17 protein-coding genes are annotated in these 17517 nt (G+C 46.1%); 7 read left to right on the forward strand and 10 right to left on the reverse strand.

Translation table 11 applies throughout. The annotated features are described in order from the left end of the window. Positions 1–6: 6 nt before the first annotated feature. The 6 genes from AAW31_RS14060 (at position 7) to AAW31_RS14085 (ending at position 7414) form a co-directional block, all read left to right on the forward strand. Positions 7–1422 (forward strand): hypothetical protein, encoded by a 1416-nt coding sequence (locus AAW31_RS14060; RefSeq protein ID WP_046850714.1) that lies wholly within the window; start codon positions 7–9, stop codon positions 1420–1422. Next, positions 1415–2239, forward strand: coding sequence for a hypothetical protein (locus AAW31_RS14065; RefSeq protein ID WP_046850715.1), 825 nt, complete (start codon positions 1415–1417; stop codon positions 2237–2239). Before AAW31_RS14060 ends, AAW31_RS14065 begins: the two co-directional genes overlap by 8 nt. 43 nt (positions 2240–2282) lie before the next feature. Continuing rightward, positions 2283–3692 (forward strand): radical SAM/SPASM domain-containing protein, encoded by a 1410-nt coding sequence (locus AAW31_RS14070; protein WP_082110468.1) that lies wholly within the window; start codon positions 2283–2285, stop codon positions 3690–3692. Further along, positions 3676–5154 (forward strand): flavin-dependent monooxygenase QhpG, encoded by a 1479-nt coding sequence (qhpG, locus tag AAW31_RS14075; RefSeq protein ID WP_144412979.1) that lies wholly within the window; start codon positions 3676–3678, stop codon positions 5152–5154. The genes AAW31_RS14070 and qhpG overlap by 17 nt, the downstream gene beginning before the upstream one ends. 72 nt (positions 5155–5226) lie before the next feature. Next, positions 5227–5724 carry a ribonuclease HI gene (locus tag AAW31_RS14080; protein WP_046850717.1) on the forward strand — a complete coding sequence of 166 codons (498 nt, stop codon included), beginning with the start codon at positions 5227–5229 and terminating at the stop codon, positions 5722–5724. 208 nt (positions 5725–5932) lie between these two features. Next, a complete protein-coding gene (locus AAW31_RS14085; protein WP_046850718.1) occupies positions 5933–7414 on the forward strand; it encodes a protein adenylyltransferase SelO in 1482 nt (493 codons plus the stop codon). A gap of 20 nt (positions 7415–7434) precedes the next feature. On the opposite strand, the gene ppnP is transcribed toward AAW31_RS14085, so the two are convergent. From ppnP to AAW31_RS14120, 7 genes are all read right to left on the reverse strand, one after another. Continuing rightward, a complete protein-coding gene (ppnP, locus tag AAW31_RS14090) occupies positions 7435–7746 on the reverse strand; it encodes a pyrimidine/purine nucleoside phosphorylase (protein ID WP_046850719.1) in 312 nt (103 codons plus the stop codon). A gap of 40 nt (positions 7747–7786) precedes the next feature. Beyond that, entirely contained in the window at positions 7787–8365 is a 579-nt protein-coding gene (locus AAW31_RS14095; protein WP_046850720.1) for a class I SAM-dependent methyltransferase, read from the reverse strand. Continuing rightward, positions 8340–9407: an NAD(P)/FAD-dependent oxidoreductase gene (locus AAW31_RS14100; RefSeq protein WP_046850721.1), complete on the reverse strand. Its 1068-nt coding sequence runs from the start codon at positions 9405–9407 to the stop codon at positions 8340–8342. The genes AAW31_RS14095 and AAW31_RS14100 overlap by 26 nt, the downstream gene beginning before the upstream one ends. Continuing rightward, positions 9388–9744 (reverse strand): HopJ type III effector protein, encoded by a 357-nt coding sequence (locus AAW31_RS14105; RefSeq protein ID WP_046850722.1) that lies wholly within the window; start codon positions 9742–9744, stop codon positions 9388–9390. The genes AAW31_RS14100 and AAW31_RS14105 overlap by 20 nt, the downstream gene beginning before the upstream one ends. A 71-nt stretch (positions 9745–9815) precedes the next feature. Next, positions 9816–10247 (reverse strand): glycine zipper family protein, encoded by a 432-nt coding sequence (locus AAW31_RS14110; protein WP_046850723.1) that lies wholly within the window; start codon positions 10245–10247, stop codon positions 9816–9818. Between the two features lie 677 nt (positions 10248–10924). After that, positions 10925–11335 carry a universal stress protein gene (locus tag AAW31_RS14115; RefSeq protein ID WP_046850724.1) on the reverse strand — a complete coding sequence of 137 codons (411 nt, stop codon included), beginning with the start codon at positions 11333–11335 and terminating at the stop codon, positions 10925–10927. A gap of 112 nt (positions 11336–11447) precedes the next feature. Next, complete coding sequence (locus tag AAW31_RS14120) at positions 11448–12773, reverse strand: SulP family inorganic anion transporter (protein ID WP_046850725.1); 1326 nt, start codon at positions 12771–12773, stop codon at positions 11448–11450. 601 nt (positions 12774–13374) lie between these two features. On the opposite strand from AAW31_RS14120, the gene AAW31_RS14125 reads away from it, so the two are divergent. After that, positions 13375–14106 (forward strand): hypothetical protein, encoded by a 732-nt coding sequence (locus AAW31_RS14125; protein WP_046850726.1) that lies wholly within the window; start codon positions 13375–13377, stop codon positions 14104–14106. Between the two features lie 138 nt (positions 14107–14244). On the opposite strand, the gene AAW31_RS19155 is transcribed toward AAW31_RS14125, so the two are convergent. The 3 genes from AAW31_RS19155 to AAW31_RS14140 form a co-directional block, all read right to left on the reverse strand. Next, positions 14245–14649, reverse strand: a complete 405-nt coding sequence (locus AAW31_RS19155) for a universal stress protein (protein ID WP_052752271.1) — start codon at positions 14647–14649, stop codon at positions 14245–14247. Positions 14650–14654: 5 nt separating this feature from the next. Continuing rightward, positions 14655–15065 carry a universal stress protein gene (locus tag AAW31_RS14135; RefSeq protein ID WP_046850727.1) on the reverse strand — a complete coding sequence of 137 codons (411 nt, stop codon included), beginning with the start codon at positions 15063–15065 and terminating at the stop codon, positions 14655–14657. Positions 15066–15190: 125 nt separating this feature from the next. Beyond that, complete coding sequence (locus AAW31_RS14140; RefSeq protein WP_082110469.1) at positions 15191–16576, reverse strand: SulP family inorganic anion transporter; 1386 nt, start codon at positions 16574–16576, stop codon at positions 15191–15193. Positions 16577–17517 lie beyond the last annotated feature (941 nt).

Here is a 17517-nt window from a genome sequence, read left to right on the forward strand (position 1 = left end):
ATAATGATGCCCATTCTGGAATTACGTATTCTGCCGCCCTTTGCCATTGCCCGCTTAGGGGGTGCCGCCGAGCCGCTGGAAGCCTTCGAGCTGGAAACCAATCCGGGTAATCCCTTTGATTACCGTCGTATCGTACCGCGTCCCAGTTTCCAGGTTGACCCAGAAAGCGGTGAAATTACGTGTTGTTATGTGCCGGAGAGCATTCGTTTTAAAGATGATAACCAACTGGTACGGCCAGTCGCCCCGTTTCTCGAAGTGTATGCCCGCACCAGCCATCAGCCCGATCAATTAGTACCGCTGACAGTCGATTTGCTGAAAGCTGAAAATTTGACGTTGCAAGCTGTGCATTGGAAAGTGGAACTCGGCAATATTAAAATTTACCGCCGTACCAATGATCAGAATGACAAGATTTATGCCAAAATCAGCCAGTTAAATGATCATAAGCTCCATCCAATCAAGGGTGAATGCGCCAATTTCCTACCCAACAAAACGCTGCCCCTTGGCCATGTGCAATTCATCAAGCCCACTGAATGCTTTCCAGAAATACGCCTGCGTTTCACACCTGCCAAAGGATTAGTGTATGGTGCCAGCCTGAAGCGCCATATTTCAGACACTGAGGTGGAAGATGATCCGGTGTTCATTCACAATGAAGACCTGATTTTATACGATTGCAATAAAGGTTCCTGGCGCGGCTATAAGGAAAATCTCGGGCCGGAACTGACCATGCCCGCCCAGATCTATGCCGGCTACAACGATGATGCCGGCAATCATGTCAGTTGGGGTTATTTCGATGATGAATGTGATGGGGTGGTCCGCGTCATATTGAAGCTGGCCGATGGCAACGAATTGCGGGCGCAGGGGCATATCGGTGCAGGGCCGCCCGCCTATGCACCGGATACTCTGCCCGTTCGTGTCATTTCGGATGAAATGGAGCAGATTCTATATGGACCAAGCGTAGCTGAGGAAGAAGTCTCGCTCGATGATGCAACAGAACTGGTGTTGCGCGCGCTGGAATCGGTGCGCCTGATGAATACGGCCGTAATGAACGGCAACCCGGTAAATGGCCGCCTCAATACCGCAAGCACCATGGTGCGGCAAAATACCAATGATTTTGAGCGTTACTATGAACCCATCGCCGCGAGCTCGCTGGTGGATAATCTGGCATTGCGTGCGTTGCATGAACGTGTATTCAGCGCCCTGACGGCTGGAGGGGCGCCCTGGTTTCCCCAGTTGTTGCGCCAGCCGGAAGAAATCGGCGATTTGTCCGCCAAGGGTTTGCGCAAGATGCCTGCCTTGATGCGCGGCGCGGATGGGCGCAGCCTGACGCTGACACGGCGTCATATCGATATGGTGACCAAAGCCGCAAAAAATGCAATGTTTGCCGCTGCTAATCCAACCCATAAGGGAGCTAAAGATGAATGAGAAGAAAATGACCCCTGCCCTCAGTGCCAGTAATCTGACGGCGCAAATCCATCATCGTGGCGCCGGTAACCCGGCCTCAGTGTTGCCGCGTAGCGCGATTTCAAATTGTTTCCCTGGTCTGGAATTTGATTATCGTAATGTCTGGCGACGTGCTTTTGAAGGCATTGTGCTGATCGAAAATAATAATTATGTGATTGCAGCTGAAGATCCCAAATACGATGATTTGGTGACACGGCGTTTATTGCGTTTTGCGGGGCTCGATGCGATGGTGCCGACCAGCGGCCCGGTGTTTCCAGACGGCGATTCCAGCACGCTCGCTACCGGCACTAACCCTAATGCGGTATCGTTCATGGAATGGTCGAATTCATTAGCACGCATTATGCATCTGCAAGGGCAAATGGTTGAGTGTGAATTCACCGCGCACAAGCATGCAGATACGGAAGTACTGGCTGAGGGCACAGAAACCATCAAAGTGCCACTCAAATTACGCGTATTTTTCACGCCCAATACTGCCGCGCTATCAGAAGATCTGCTGCAACCGGGTGAATTGACGCAGGGTTTGTGCTCGCCATGGCAGAATGATTACCGCGAATGTGCCTGCTATTATTGGGCGGCCAGCCGACCGGATTATGTCAATGTAGAAGTGGGTTCCGATGGTTTGAGCCAGGGCGATATGTGGTTTGCCAAAAAGCGTACTGGTAACTATATTCCTGACAATCGAACTGATACACGACTTTGGTCGTACGATGATTTATTCATGGCCTGGCAACAACATTTGCAATTCATCATTCGGGGAAAGGATGCGGATAAGTCTTAATAATCGATTGACACCGCACATCACCCTTTTGGTGGATTAGACCATGACCACCCCATCCATGGACGCCAGCTTTACGGCTGCATTCACGCAGCACATTGTGACCGCCTCGCGTCCGCATCATCCTGATGCGCATCTGGTTGAGGATGCGAACGGTGCGCACTTATTGCTGGTCAACGGCAGCCGCCTTTATCATTTGCCGCCAGAGCTGGCAACTGAATTCCGTGCCGCGTTGCACGATGCCGATGTCCGTGTACTGCAAAGCTTGATCGCCTGGCATGGCTTGCAAGCTGCGTCGCTCATTGATGATACACCGCTTGCGCCCCCTCCTATCCACGCGCTCTCGCTGGCAATTGCACAAAAATGCAATCTTGGCTGCACCTACTGCTATGCCCAGCAAGGCGAATTTGGCGGCAGGGCAAAAAACATGGAGTTAGCGACTGCACAGCAGGCAGTGGATCTGCTGCTGGCGAAAGCGGCACCCGGCTCAAAGGTCAATCTGGCCTTCATGGGTGGCGAACCGCTCGCCAATCGCAGAGTCCTTCGCACGGTCACCGAGTATGCACGAACCCAGGCGGCTCAACGTGACATCCGCTGCCATTTTTCAATCACGACTAATGGTAGTTTATTACAGCGGGAAGACGCTGATTTTTTTGAGCAGCATGGTTTTGCAGTGACGGTCAGTTTAGACGGACCGGCCGAGCAGCATGATCGCCTGCGCCCGTTCAAAGGCGGCAAGGGTTCATTTGATCAAATTGTGGCGCGCCTTGCGCCCTTGCTGGAAAAGCAGCGCCAGATGCAAGTATCAGCACGTGTCACTGTCACACCTTTTAATCTGAATTTGCCGCAGACACTGGACCTGTTTATAGGTATGGGATTTCATAGTGTCGGTTTTTCACCGTTATTGCGTGCCCCCAATGGACAGGCAGAAATGGGGTCAGACGATATGACTAATATGCTGGAAGGAATGATTGCCTGTGGTCTGGCGTTTGAACAACATGTGTTGCGTGGTGAGCGCTACCCTTTTATGAATATGCAGAATGCACTGCGTGAATTGCAGCGCGGTACCCATCGACCGTATCCGTGTGGCGCGGGGGCTGGGTATTTCGGCGTATCGGCTGAGGGGGAGCTGTCCGCTTGCCATCGCTTTGTCGGCGATGCACAAGGGAAAATGGGCGATTTGACGCATGGAGTTGATCCGGCAAGACAAACCCAGTGGCTGGCGGAACGTCATGTACACCAGCAACATCCATGTCATACCTGCTGGGCGCGCTATTTATGTGGAGGCGGCTGCCACCATGAAGTATTGGCGCGTGGACGCAGCGCTTGCGACTATATTCGAGGCTGGTTGCATTACACGATCGGCGCACACCAGCGCTTAAACCAATTGGCGCCTGCATGGTTTACTGGTCCTGGGGCCGGGCGCGTGACCGGCGCAGATGATCCCCTCGGTTGACGTCTTTATCATGGGCGCTGGCCCGGCAGGATTGTGCGCCGCCCTGCGCTTACAGCAATTAAATTACCGCGTAGCGCTGGTTGAACGCAGCCCACGCTGGCCAAGACCTCAGATTGGCGAAGCGTTAACGCCAGGTGTAAAGAACATCATTGATTTCCTCGATGCCAACCAAGCCCTGGAAAAAGTGCCTCATCTCGCACGTTTACCGACCCGCTTGCGTTGGCAAAGCCACACGCCAGAGATCGTGGCCCATTCAAATTCGGCCGTGGTAAACCGGGCAGCATTTGATGCCGCGCTGTTGCAATTGGCGCGTGAGCGTGGTGTACAAGTTTATCAGCCTGCCTCCCTGACCAGGGTAAGCGGTCAGGCTGGTGCCTGGCAGTTGAACTTTGCGACTCCGGCCGGCCAGCAACAGATCCAGGCTTGCTTCATTCTGGATGCACGCGGCCGCAGTCCGCAACATATCGCGTGTGCGCCGCGTTTATCAGCTAGTTGGGTCGAGCTTGCCCATACTGATATACCCGTTGGACTAGCCCACCTGACGCAAGTAGAAGCCGTCGAACACGGCTGGCTTTGGGGTACACATCTACCCGACAAACGTTACCGTGTGATGCTGCTGTGCGACCCGGCCACGCAACATCAATTGATGCCAGGTCGCCCCGAAGTATGGCTACGTGCAAATTGTGCCTCCAGCCAGTTATTCACGGCTATCGCCGAGCTGCCGTTTGCGGGCCGCTTACAGGCTTGCTCCGCTACGCCCTATCTGGCGTATGACAGTTGGCAGGAAGGTCGCTTAAAGCTCGGCGATGCGGCCTTTGCATTAGATCCTATTTCATCGTCTGGAGTGGAAAAAGCAATGCGCTTTTCCCTGCAGGCGGTGATTGCAATTCACACTGTCCATCATACTCAACAAGCCTCGCGCCATGAACTGGCACGTGAGTTTTTCCAGCGGCGTTTAATTGAAACCTGTGCACGACATAGCTTATGGACGCAACGGTATTACGCGCAAGTCTGGTGTAGCCACCACGCATTCTGGCGTGAGAGGGCCGTGCCTTATCCCGATACGCTCAAGTTAACTGCGGATGCCAGCACCCATGCACTATTCGATGCGTTGCAGCAGGAATTTGAGCATCTGCAAAACTATCGCCAGCCGGAACTGAAGCGGCAGCCTTTTTTACGCGAGCATCAAGCGATCCGGTTTAGTCGCGATGTGAAAGTCATCAAAGCACCATGTGTGATGAATGATCAAGTGCAACTATGGCCCGCATTGCAGCATCCGCATTTGGAATCTCCCCTTGCATTTTTGGAAAATGAGGCCTTGCTGCCACGTCTAGCTATCTTATCGCACCAGCCGACGCTGGCCGCAGTGCTGGGTATACTCAGTCAATCGATGAGTATTCACAAAGCACGGCGCTTGCTGGAGTGGCTGTGGCAGCGTGGCTTGCTGGAAGCCACCCACTAAATCAGGCAGGTTCTGTTAGAATCTGTACTCACATCAGTATTATTTTATTAACTCTGCTCAGATTATAACAATTTGAATCATATCCATATTTTTACCGACGGCAGTGTCAATACCCAATCAAAAACAGGGTATGGTGCTTACTTTGCGATAGCTGACTTGGTTACGCCGATAGAAACGCTAAAAGATGCAGTGAAAGTGAAGCGCTTTGAACAAACCAGCTCGACTAAATTGGAATTGCAAACGTTGTTATGGGCGCTAAATGAAACGTATGAAACCATTAACTTAACTGATGCTGGCGATATGCCTTTGGTGATTTATACCGACTCACAAAATATTATGAGTCTGCCAGAGAGGCGAGCCCGTCTTGAACACAATCATTTTTTCTCAAGTAAAAACAAGCCACTGAATAATTATGAGCTCTACCAGGAGTTTTACCGCTTGCATGCCAGGCTCAATTGCAGGTTTATAAAGGTGGCAGGTCACTCAGCCTCTCACCAGAAAGATGAGATTGACAAACTGTTCAGTTTGGTTGATCGCTCATCCAGGCGTGCGTTGCGAGAAAATCGTTAATCCATGATGTAGAGAGTGGATAAAGTATGTGAAAAGAGCAGGCTCTCATTGGAACATAAGTTTCTACTCCCTGTCTTATTTCATTCCAGCTCAAAATTGACTTGGTTCGCTTCACCTTGCCTGATTCGGAAACGGAATGATTCGCTTAGCGCTTAGCAATTTCCGTTTTGACAGATATTGTCGGATTAAATGAATACAATAAGATCACATGAACCCAGATAGAAAATATGCGAAGGACAGCGTCGGCTGGCAGTTTGATAACAGCTATGCCCGTTTGCCAGAATTTTTTTATGCACGTCTGAACCCAGTGCCAGTGCGCGCTCCACAGTTAGCGATGTTGAATCATACGCTCGCAGCATCGCTTGGACTGGATTTCCACATGCTATCCGAAAAAGAGGCTGCCTTGCTGTTTGCAGGTAATGTGCTGCCTGAGGGATCAGAGCCTATTGCGCAAGCCTATGCTGGCCATCAATACGGCCATTTCACTATGCTCGGTGATGGGAGAGCAATATTGCTGGGTGAGCATCTTACGCCCACAGGGGACAGATTTGACATCCAGCTAAAAGGTTCTGGTCAAACCCGATTCTCACGGCGTGGCGATGGCCGCGCAGCACTGGCGCCGATGCTACGTGAGTATCTCGTCAGCGAAGCAATGCATGCATTAAATATTCCCACTACGCGCAGTCTTGCCGTGGTCACCACTGGCGAGTCAGTCATACGCGAAACCCTGCTGCCCGGTGCGATACTCACGCGGGTGGCTGCCAGTCACATTCGGGTGGGTACGTTTGAATATGTTGCGCGGCTGGGCAATAGTGAAGCGATCAAAATTCTGGCCGATTATACTATCGACCGGCATTACCCCGATGTTGCCACGGCTGAGAATGCCTACCTTGCGCTGTTGCACAACGTCATACAACGTCAGGCCTCGCTGGTCGCACAATGGATGCTGGTGGGTTTCATTCACGGCGTGATGAATACGGATAATATGACCATCAGTGGTGAAACGATTGATTATGGTCCGTGTGCCTTTATGGATGCCTACGATCCGGACACCGTTTTCAGCTCGATTGATCAGCATGGCCGCTATCGCTATAGCAATCAGCCCCTGATAGCACAGTGGAATCTCGCACGTTTTGCTGAAACATTATTACCGCTGCTACACCCGGACCAGGAGAAAGCAGTCGCGTTGGCGGAAGAAGCGATCCATACTTTCTCCGCTATCTTCCAGCACCACTGGTTAACAGGGATGCGCAAAAAGCTGGGATTATTTACTGAAGAAGCAGAGGATATTGAATTGATCAAAACCGTGCTGGCATGGATGCAGCAGCATCAAGCTGATTACACTAATACCTTGCGCGCACTGGCCGCGGACACTATGCCGCAAGATGCCCTATTTCAGAATGCCGAGTTTATGGAGTGGCATGGGCGCTGGCAGGCGAGATTATTGAGCCAGGCCGAGCCCAAGCAGGCTTCCTTGAGTTTGATGCGGGCGCATAATCCTGCGATCCATCCGCGCAACCACCAGGTTGAAGCGGCACTGGCAGCAGCTACAGAACGGGGTGATTATTCTCTGCTGCAACGACTGCTGGCAGCAGTAACAGCGCCTTACACCGATGCACCGGAGTATCAGGATTACCGCACTCCTCCGCTACCGTCAGAACGCGTCTGTCAGACCTTCTGTGGCACTTAATTTTATTTGCCGCAAGTACATTATTTCAGGAAGGAGCAGCAATAATCAGTGGGAATTTTTACTTTCATGGTAAATTCACTATTCGCGGGTACGTTAAAAGCTTCCCCACCTTTAACGCTTTGCCAACCAGAGGCCGGCAGGCGAACTTCCAGTTCACCGGCCAGGATTTCCATCAATTCAGGATCAGCGGTATGGAAGGTGTATTCGCCCGGCTGCATGAAGCCCAAGGTTTTTTTGCTGCCGTCGGCAAAAATAAGGGTGCGGCTGTTGATTTTGCCATCGAAATAAACGTTGGCTCGCTTGACGACAGTGACATGTGTGAAGTCTGACATAACGATGCTTTACGGTTGAAAAATTGGGCATGATAACAGATCAATTCATTTTCCGGATCACAAAAAGTCGTGGCGCATGAGGTTTTAGGTAATAGCTCAGCACAGTATCGACCTGAAAATGACGCGGATCAAGTTGTTGACACCATCTGCTCAGGCGCAGGGTTTCTTCATCGCCGCCCACATGACCAGGATAAGCCAGCACGGTCACAATCCCTTGTGCGGTAAGCAACCGACAAGCTATCTCAATAGCTGTCAAAGTCGAGTCGGCTCGGGTAATAAAGCTTTTATTTCCCCCTGGCAAATAGCCCAGATTAAACATAATCACCTGTATCTGGCCGTGGAATGCTTGCGGAATATGCTCATCCATCAAGGAATGACTGGCGTGAATCAGCGTGACTCTGTGCAGCAAATCCCGCTGCTGCAGTAGCTGTGCGGTAATGTGTATGGCCTGAAGCTGCACATCAAAACCAAAAACAGTCCCCCTGCCACCGACCAACTGGGCTAGAAAAGTCGTGTCATGTCCGTTTCCGACAGTGGCATCGACTGCACTGCCTCCCTGCAGTAAATGCTGGCGAACGATGTGATGCGCTGTTTCAGGCAGAGGGAAAATGCGAGTCATAATAACGCCGCACATGCACGGTGTCGGGGATGGATGCAGCCTGATTCAAAGCTGCGGCAAATTGCTGCGCATACCAGGGAATGGCCAGGCTGCCTTTGGCACCAAAGCCGTTAAAAATATGCAAGTGGCGGTAGACTGGATGGGAACCGATAAAAGGCCGTTTATCCTGCGTGGCTGGGCGAATACCTGCCTGATGTTCAACAATCTCAACCGGGTGTAAACCGGGATAGACTTCAGTCAAAGCCTGTATCAACTGGTGACGAGCACGCTCAGTAGGTTGCGTATCCAGATTGGTGTAATCAAAAGTCGCCCCTAGCCTGAATTGATGCGGCTCGGTAGGAATCATCCAATACCCAAAATTGAGAATTCGGATGGGAGAAACTGCCTGGGTTTTACAGTAAAGAATCTCTCCTTTCACCGGTTGGAACGGTAATTTACCAAACCAGGGATTGACTGTCCCCTGATGACCTTCGCAAAACACGATGTGCCGTGGCTGCCAATCCTGCCATTGCAAATGCGGCTGGAACATGATCTCACGGTAATCTAACCTGGCTTGCCGGTAGCAGCCGTTCGCCACAAAAAAATCCTGCAAGCACTTCAGTAGCTGGCGAATTTTTATATAGCCGGTCTGCAGCTGCTGCAGCACGCCAAAAGCAGAGTTAATACCAGGAGGGCAAGATGGCTCATCTGTTAAAAATGCTTGATACTCGGCTTGTACCAGCCTTTGCTGGGCAATATGCCGTTCGTGCTCGCTTTTTAATAAGCGTACCATGGGGATCGGCACAAAAAACTGCTGTTTGAATGCTAACGCCAGTTGTTGGTAGCAATCCATGGCAGCCGGCAATAATTGCTCGATTTCAGCAGCTTTGACCAGCCGCTTACCGGTAACTGGATTGATCAGTCCGGCAGCGACCTGCGACGCATTGGTCTCACCGCTATCGATCACCATGACACGAGCCTGCTGGCGGATCAACTCCCAGGCCAGCAAGCTGCCAGCCAGGCCCTGACCAACAATCAGTACATCAACCGGCCTGCTTGGCAGTTAACACCTCGCCTTGAAGAACAATACCGGCCCAACCATCGCGCATAAAAATGCGGATATTCTGGTGATCATGACCAGCAGGATTTCCCAGCACATCTTTACGATAATAATCACCAAACAAAGCCAAGGTCTGGTTCTGATCTAATCCATGCAGTTTGGCAAAGGCAAAAATCTTGCACGAGCCTTCATTGTGCCCGGCTTCATTCATTAATGGCTGGTGAAGACCATTGCTGAATGTTGTCGGCTGGTAATCATACGCTTCTGCAATCACTGCCAGCGTTTCTTTAAAATCAACCGCCTGCCCGGCTTTAATTCGATCGATAAAATCATTCAACATTAAACCATTACTCTAAAAGTGCGTTAATATTAAGGTATTCTGGATGATAGAAGCTGGCCTGCAAGCGGCAATTATTGCCAGCCGGTCACCTCGTAACCTTTCTCTTGCAAACAGCGGTTCACGAAATTAGCATAAGCCCGATCAGGCTGCGAGGGTTTTGAATAAAGCAACCCTCTCATCAATCCCCACACAGCGCCGCTGACCGCTCCCACCATGGAGCCCGTGCCCGCTGCACCGGTCACAGCTCCGCCAGCAGCACCGCTCGCAGCCCCAACCCCTGCTCCCATCACAGTACTTGAAGCAACATCGCCACTCTTGCCATAGCTTTTTTCCTTAGCCCCAGCTGATTTGGCGAGTTGTTCACACGCATTGATATCTTGCTCCGCAATCTCCTTGCCCACCGATAAAAAATGCGTGTTGGGATATAAGATAGGTTGCATGCTGGAGCAAGCTGAAAGCAATAGCAAGATCAATCCACTACTCAACATCATTACTAACTTCATTGCTTCCCCTTACTACAAATATATCTGATTGAACAAGTATAGCTTGAACTTTACAGGGTAATGGAGTTATTCCCAACTCACTATATTCTATTTTTCTATCCATAATCATCCATAATTCCGTTTCTAAATCATGCCTGACTTTGTCGGCTTCACTTTGCCGTATTATTAATATTGTCTGCGGCTCGCCTTTGTGTCATGTTTGATCTGGAAACGGAATAAAAGGTAAAGCAGAACTAGACGATCCTGCTGAATGCTGAATGACTTAATCGGCAAATCACTTTACAAGTTGTAACCGGAGGGAGAGAAGATATTTTAATGCAGCTATTTTTTCTGGCTGTTACTGATGCAATGATTTCAGAGTAATTTTTACCAATTATTGATATTGCTATCACTCCCTTGTGAACTGCTGTTTATAGATAATTCTATTTCCAAATCAAACATGATGCGAAGGTAAGCCACAGACAGAATAAGGACATCTCTAAAAAATCATATTTGTGGGCATCCGCTTCGCGGTTCACAAAAAATGCTTTCTTACCTATCAGTGATAAGCTGCGTCAACATTTTTTGTTCTCACCTGGTTTTATTCAGATCACTGAATTTTTAGAGGCATCCATAAATAATACGGCAAGGGAATAGCTACGATAAAATCAGGCTTGATTTAGAAATGGAATTGCCTTCTATCCTTTTTTAGGGCGAAACAACAGCACAGAAGCATTAACTTTGGTAATGAGCCGTTCGGCAACTGAACCAATGTAAAAACGCTCTAATCCTTGACGGTGACTCGTTCCTACTGCCAGCAAGTCTGCTCCCCATTCAGAAACAGCAGCGGCAATCGCATCAACAATACCCGCTAAACCATACTCAGCTTCAGCCTTTAAAAGGCTGGTCTCTACGCTTAGAGCGTCAATATTTGATTTGGAGCGCTTCAATATCTCTAAACCTGCCCCTCTATCAACTTCAGTATCACCGCTTATGCAATGGACAATACGCAAGGTTGCATTATAAGTTTTGGCAATATTAACTGCCTCTTCCAGTGCCTGCTGAGCAGCATCACTGCCATCAACAGCGACCATTATTTTTTTGTACATAACTCTACCCCTCTTATTAAAATTTATTTTGTTCGCGGACGACGTTTCGGCCTTTCCGTCCGCAAAGCAATGAATAATTTACTTATTCAATATTTAAATATTCTAGAGATAGTTACTGTAAATGACTGCTGCTGTCTTTTTTTAAATTTTCAAAGTATCGTTTGATGACTTCTTTACCTGGGATATGGTCATGGTTGGTGTAAACTAGAAAATGTATGACACCGTGCACCGCCATAGCAATCAACAGACCTTCAAAAATACCCACCTTGTAAACTAGGCCGCCGGTTAAAATGGCCAATATGAGTGCATAAGGACCATGGTGCGTAACGTGTACCAGCCCTGCAATCATCTTATAGCCAGTAAACATCATAATCGCCGCCAGCGCAAATTTCGGGAGGTAATTGAGATAATGCGGGTTGAAGGTAAAAAAGCCTACTACCCCACCAATAACCAGAACCGAAAACTTAGTCATAGCACCCGCCAGCTTATTAGTTGTACTCTTAGCCAGACCGTCCAGATTGGTCATTCCATGGAAGAAACTTGAGCCCAAATTCGCAATCCAGATAGCAAGCAAGCTATTATTGCTGTTTGTCTTACGTTTTAATGGATCTATTTTCTCAATGGCCGCGTTACTCATGACCTGCTCGATGACATCAACGATGGCCAGCATGGCACAGAAAAGCACCATATAACCAAACATGAGAAATGTTACATCAGCTTGAGGTAACGGCAGTTTAAAATGAAGATCAATATCTTCCACGTTTATCATAGGCACATTAACAAATTGCGCCAGCAATGCTCCCCCAATAATCAGCACGAAATAAGGAATAGCGGGTTGAGTATCTTTGAATTTGGAAAACAAGAATAAAAATAATCCGAGACCTACCGCGGAAATCGCAGCCATCTGGATACGCGTAGCATTCCAGAAAATTTCAGTAACCAGTTCTTCAGGTATTTCGTAAGTAAACTCTGAGAATTTCAGTAGTATCTTTAGCCCAACACCAGCCAACAAGCCTTCGACCAGATAAACCGGAACCGCGACGAGTAAAAATCGTTGCCAGTTAAACTTCCAGATGATCGCTTGCATTACGGCAGTCAAGAAAATACAGAATGCCATATTTTCCCACCCAAAAGTGGCTACGCCCATAGCCAGCACCGGAGCGAGCCCTGCCGCAATTCCAGGTGCTCCAATAAAATTGCCTGGTCTAAGCCAGGCATTAATCCAGCCGATTAGGCAGGCGAAAGCCACAGTTGCCAAGCCTACCTTAATCGGATAATCTGACATAATGGCAATCCCAATCGTCAGTGGAATTGCCATGGCGCCCGTTATCACACCCGCAGCAGTATCACGCAGAAAATATTGAGACTGAAAAGCGGCAGAACCTGGCAAAGTAACAAATTCCCTATCTAGGGACTCGTTTTCCTTCAATTTGGACATAAACTCCTTTTCTCCTACAAAATTGTAAATAACTAACTACAAATCATCATTTTAGCCAGAGCTTGAATAAAAACTGGCTTATGATATCTATATATCTGACATCCGTCCTCACTAAAGATTCTTTATAGCTGACGGTTTTTCTTTGAGGTTTTTCTTTGAAAGAGGAAGCTCATCAACTCAGCTACTGCATGATGAACTTGGATTGTTCCATGGATAACGCTAACTTTTCGTTCATGACTCAATGTTAAATATTCCTTGTAATGCCACGTAAATCCACTTCCAAATCAAAACTGATCAAAACTGATGCGAAGAAGAACAGCAGATAATATAAATTATACGACAAGGTGAAGACGACAAAGCCAATTTTGATGTGGAAATGGAATAACAATTGTTATGGCACTTGGATTGGAACAACTAGATGTTTAAGGTTGGATATTAAAGAGCGTTATTGAGTCTTGCCCTTTTAATCATTTCCTCTCCAACATAAATAAATATCTAAGAGAGGCACTTTCTTAACATAAACTTCATAAAGCCTATGTTAATAATATTGCAACAAAGTAAATCTTTGTCGCGTAATTATTAACTTGGAGGTTACCTGATCATGAAAATAATCGGTATTGTAGTTCTTATTATTGCCATGTTAGATAACATTATAGCGGTAAATGCACAGTACAGCCTCTTATTTGCGCTTGTCATTTCCTATGCTGGCGTAATGCTATTAAAATTTGGTACCAAAAATACTCCAGCCATACCTTACCAGAGCAAACTTACATTAAACAGCAGAAATCAATTTACCCAGATAAGTTCTTTTGGGTTAGAGCGAATTAAAATTAAAGTTGCTGAAGTACTACATAAGATAAGTTCAAGCGTAGATGAAAGAATTGAAATTAATATTTCGGTTGAGAACGCACTATCTATTTGCAAGAAAATCGTTGAAGAAAATGATTGGCGCATTTTAGATACAAGTCCAAATCGTATTCAATGTAAAGAGTTTTTCCAAATATTTTCCTTTTACTGGCCAATTAAAGTTGAAATTATTGTATCTAGTGATGATTTATCGCATACCACCATTTTTCTTCATGGCTCTGTTATTGGGGGTGGCTTGATACAAAATCGACATCTTGAGAATCAGATAAGTAAGCTTAAGAGCAGAATAGAAATAATAGCAATGCGTGAAACACCTGTTTCTTTTTTTGTTGTCTCTTCAGATGATACTCAGAATACAGTTAAAAAAGGGGTGGAAAAGCTGCTAGCACTTCGCCCAGAAAGAGGTACGCTTACTGATAAAGAATTTACCGAAGCAGTAAATGATAAATTATTGAAAGGAGATTAAAGCCAAAAACCTAAATAAATCAATCCTAATATCCTAATTTAATGCGAAGTACTAACGTTATGATTTTACATTATGATATTTTCAGTTGAATTACCTCTAGAAAGTTCGGAGGTAATTCAACCTATTATTAAGTAATTTTTAAACTACCATCTTATTTGTACTAAAAATTAAATTAGCCTTTTTGGGACGAACCAATAGTATCAAAGAGCCAACTTTAGCGATCAGTTGTTCGGCAACTGATCCAACATAAAAATACTCAAATCCTCTACCATTAGCTGTTCCAACTACTAGTGCGTCTGCTCCCCACTCAAAAGTAGCAGCAGCAATCGCATTAGAAATACCATTTATTCCTTCTTCTTTTTTAGCATCCAAAAGTCGCGTTTCGACATTTAATTCGTTAAGATAAATTTTTGCTTTTTCCAGTATTGTAATATTGGTCTTTTCATCGACTTCAATATCATTACCATCCTCTGAATGGACGATACATAATGTTGCATTATGATTACTGGCAATATTTATAGCATCTAATAATGCGGAAATCATATTTTTTATCCTTTCTGTGGACGAATCAATAATACTGAAGCATCAACTTTAGAAATCAGTTGTTCGGCAACCGATCCGATATATAGACGCTCCAACCCCCGACGATTACTCGTACCTACTGCCAGCAAATCTGCTCCCCAATCAGAGGCAGCCGCCGCAATCGAATCAGCAATACCAGTCAAACCATACACGGCATCTGCCTGCAAAAGACTTGTTTCCAGGTTCGCTGCATCAACATATGATTTAGCTTGTTCCAGTATCTGAGAGCCTGTACTTTTATCGGTTTCGGTATCACCAGTTACGCAATGAACAATATGTAATGCTGCGTTGTAATTATTGGCAATATTTACTGCTTCCTCTAATGCCCGCTGAGCAGTATTGCTACCATCAATAGCGATCATTATCTTCTTATACATAAGGTTATTCCTCTATCAGCATTTATTCTATTTATTCTGTTTGAGGACGAAGTCATGTTTTCTTCGCCCTCAAGATCACCGAGTAGCTTATTTATCCAATACGTACCAAGTATATGTATAAATTGTTACTGTAAATTACTGCTACTATCTCTTTTCAAATTATCAAAATATCGTTTTACAACTTCTTTTCCTGGCATATTATCGTGCTTGGTGTAGACCAGGAAATGGATGATTCCGTGTACCGCCATTGCAATCAACATGCCCTCAAAAATACCCACTTTGTACACCAAACCGCCAGTGAAAAGCGCTAACATCAAAGCATATGGACCATAATGTGTCACATGCACCAAGCCGGCAATCATCTTATAGCCGGTAAACATCATAATCGCTGCCAATGCAAATTTCGGTAAGTAATCTAAAAACTGGGTATTGAGCATAAAAAAGCACACTACACAACCAACGATCAGAACAGAAAATTTGGTCATTGCACCTGCTAATTTATTGGTTGTGCTTTTAGCCAGACCATCCAAGTTGGTCATACCGCCAAAGAAACTTGAGCCTAAATTAGCAATCCAGATGGCAAACAAGCTATTATTGCTGTTTGTTTTGCGTTTAAGCGGATCTATTTTTTCAATGGCCGCGTTACTCATAACCTGCTCAATGACATCAACAATAGCGAGCATGGCACAGAAAAAGAACATATAAACCAGCATCATTATCGTTACGTCTGCGGTTGGCAATGGTAATCTCAGTTCAAGAGGAACATCTTCCACCGATATCATCGGCACAGAAACAAACTGCGCCAAAACTACGCCCCCAATGATCAGTGCGAAATAAGGAATAGCAGGTTGGGTATCTTTGAATTTGGAAAATAAGAATACAAATGCCGCAAAGCCAACTGCAGAAATCGCAGTCATTTGGATACGGGCAGCATTCCAGAAGGTTCCTTCAGTAACTAATTCTGCTGGTATTTCGTAGGTAAACTCTGAGAATTTCAAGAGTATTTTTAATCCTATACCTGCTAACAAACCTTCTACCAGATAAACCGGGACAGCAACAAGTAGAAATCTTTGCCAATTGAACTTCCAGATGATCGCCTGCATAATCGCGGTCAAGCAAATACAAAATGCCATATTTTGTATTCCAAAAGTAGCCACCCCCAGAGCCAACACCGGGGCCAATCCAGCCGCAATACCAGGTGTACCAATATAATTACCTGGTTTGAACCAGGAATTGATCCAACCAACTAAACAGGCAAAAACCACAGTTGCCAAACCTACCTTGATTGGATAATCAGACATGATCGCAATACCAATCGATAATGGAATGGCCATAGCACCCGTTATCACACCTGCAGCGGTATCGCGCAAAAAATATTGTGATTGAAAAGCGGCAGAACCTGTTGTTACTGGAGCAGCGCTTTCCGCCCCGCTTGGTCCTACTGGAGCAGCGCTTTCCGCCACGCTTGGTTGTCCGTCTGTCAACGGTTTACTATCTATTTGTGTAGCCATAATATTACTTTTCTCCTATGCTGTATAAGTAATAGATAGACTATAAAAAATACTTTTTGCCCGTAGATTACTGAGACTGCTGTTAGCTTTGTCCTTTGTGAGCAATCAGTTAGTCCGAATGTTGTTAGTCCGAATGTTTTATATAATATTTTTCTTTTTTATGATCTTTAAAGAAGATTCTTATTATTTTCTTACGCTTACTTTTACAAGCGCTGATCAATCGTATCTCAATCAAAACCATGATGTATATTAGGGAAACCATTGTTTTATCATGATGGTTTCCCTGTATTAAAAATAAGCAAAACCCTTATGTTTATAAGTTAATCTATTACTCATAAATAATAGAAACCATTAGATAACGTGAATTTGGAAGATTTAATTGAGATAAATCACTGATTACTTCGTCTATTGTCGTTTGATGAAGTCATAAAAACCGATCCAGTCTGGATGAAAATGAATCTCAGATGCATGCAAGTAAAACCCTTATAGTGGTAGGAAAATCTATTACTCATTAATAATTGAATCCATTAGCTAACGCAGGCTGAGAAGATCTAACTGAGATATATATTAATGAATCACTGACCACTTGATCTGGCAGCATTTCATAATAATTACTAATACTGGTCCATTTGAATAAGGGTGAATCTCAGAGCGAAACTCACCGACAAATAGTGAGGAATGTATATTGGAATTACATAGATCGATGATGTTACCTTCGGATTAGAGCAAAAAATGCAAACTTATTTTGCAGAGTTACTCCCTCCGAAAAAGAGCGCATAATATGAATACTCAAAGCTCGAGATCATGAATAGGCTATCTGGAGGGCGGAATCAATAATGACCCATTGCTTTACCCAGCAGGCGTGAGCCTATCAGTTAGTGCGACTGTTGATGTCGCCAGGGAGACGGCTGATATGATGCTTCTAGAATCGAACTTAAGTA

Origin of the sequence: Nitrosomonas communis (genome assembly GCF_001007935.1) — a bacterium.
Classification (GTDB): domain Bacteria; phylum Pseudomonadota; class Gammaproteobacteria; order Burkholderiales; family Nitrosomonadaceae; genus Nitrosomonas; species Nitrosomonas communis.

What these genes read in the sequence shown, in the direction of transcription:
- AAW31_RS14115 (WP_046850724.1), bottom strand. Translation starts at nt 11,335, where the DNA reads ATGTACAAAAAAATAATGGTCGCTGTTGATGGCAGTGATGCTGCTCAG.
- qhpG (WP_144412979.1), top strand. Translation starts at nt 3,676, where the DNA reads ATGATCCCCTCGGTTGACGTCTTTATCATGGGCGCTGGCCCGGCAGGA.
- ppnP (WP_046850719.1), bottom strand. Translation starts at nt 7,746, where the DNA reads ATGTCAGACTTCACACATGTCACTGTCGTCAAGCGAGCCAACGTTTAT.
- AAW31_RS14105 (WP_046850722.1), bottom strand. Translation starts at nt 9,744, where the DNA reads ATGTTGAATGATTTTATCGATCGAATTAAAGCCGGGCAGGCGGTTGAT.
- AAW31_RS14060 (WP_046850714.1), top strand. Translation starts at nt 7, where the DNA reads ATGCCCATTCTGGAATTACGTATTCTGCCGCCCTTTGCCATTGCCCGC.
- AAW31_RS14065 (WP_046850715.1), top strand. Translation starts at nt 1,415, where the DNA reads ATGAATGAGAAGAAAATGACCCCTGCCCTCAGTGCCAGTAATCTGACG.
- AAW31_RS14140 (WP_082110469.1), bottom strand. Translation starts at nt 16,576, where the DNA reads ATGGCTACACAAATAGATAGTAAACCGTTGACAGACGGACAACCAAGC.
- AAW31_RS14135 (WP_046850727.1), bottom strand. Translation starts at nt 15,065, where the DNA reads ATGTATAAGAAGATAATGATCGCTATTGATGGTAGCAATACTGCTCAG.
- AAW31_RS19155 (WP_052752271.1), bottom strand. Translation starts at nt 14,649, where the DNA reads ATGATTTCCGCATTATTAGATGCTATAAATATTGCCAGTAATCATAAT.
- AAW31_RS14120 (WP_046850725.1), bottom strand. Translation starts at nt 12,773, where the DNA reads ATGTCCAAATTGAAGGAAAACGAGTCCCTAGATAGGGAATTTGTTACT.
- AAW31_RS14110 (WP_046850723.1), bottom strand. Translation starts at nt 10,247, where the DNA reads ATGAAGTTAGTAATGATGTTGAGTAGTGGATTGATCTTGCTATTGCTT.
- AAW31_RS14070 (WP_082110468.1), top strand. Translation starts at nt 2,283, where the DNA reads ATGACCACCCCATCCATGGACGCCAGCTTTACGGCTGCATTCACGCAG.
- AAW31_RS14085 (WP_046850718.1), top strand. Translation starts at nt 5,933, where the DNA reads ATGAACCCAGATAGAAAATATGCGAAGGACAGCGTCGGCTGGCAGTTT.
- AAW31_RS14125 (WP_046850726.1), top strand. Translation starts at nt 13,375, where the DNA reads ATGAAAATAATCGGTATTGTAGTTCTTATTATTGCCATGTTAGATAAC.
- AAW31_RS14095 (WP_046850720.1), bottom strand. Translation starts at nt 8,365, where the DNA reads ATGACTCGCATTTTCCCTCTGCCTGAAACAGCGCATCACATCGTTCGC.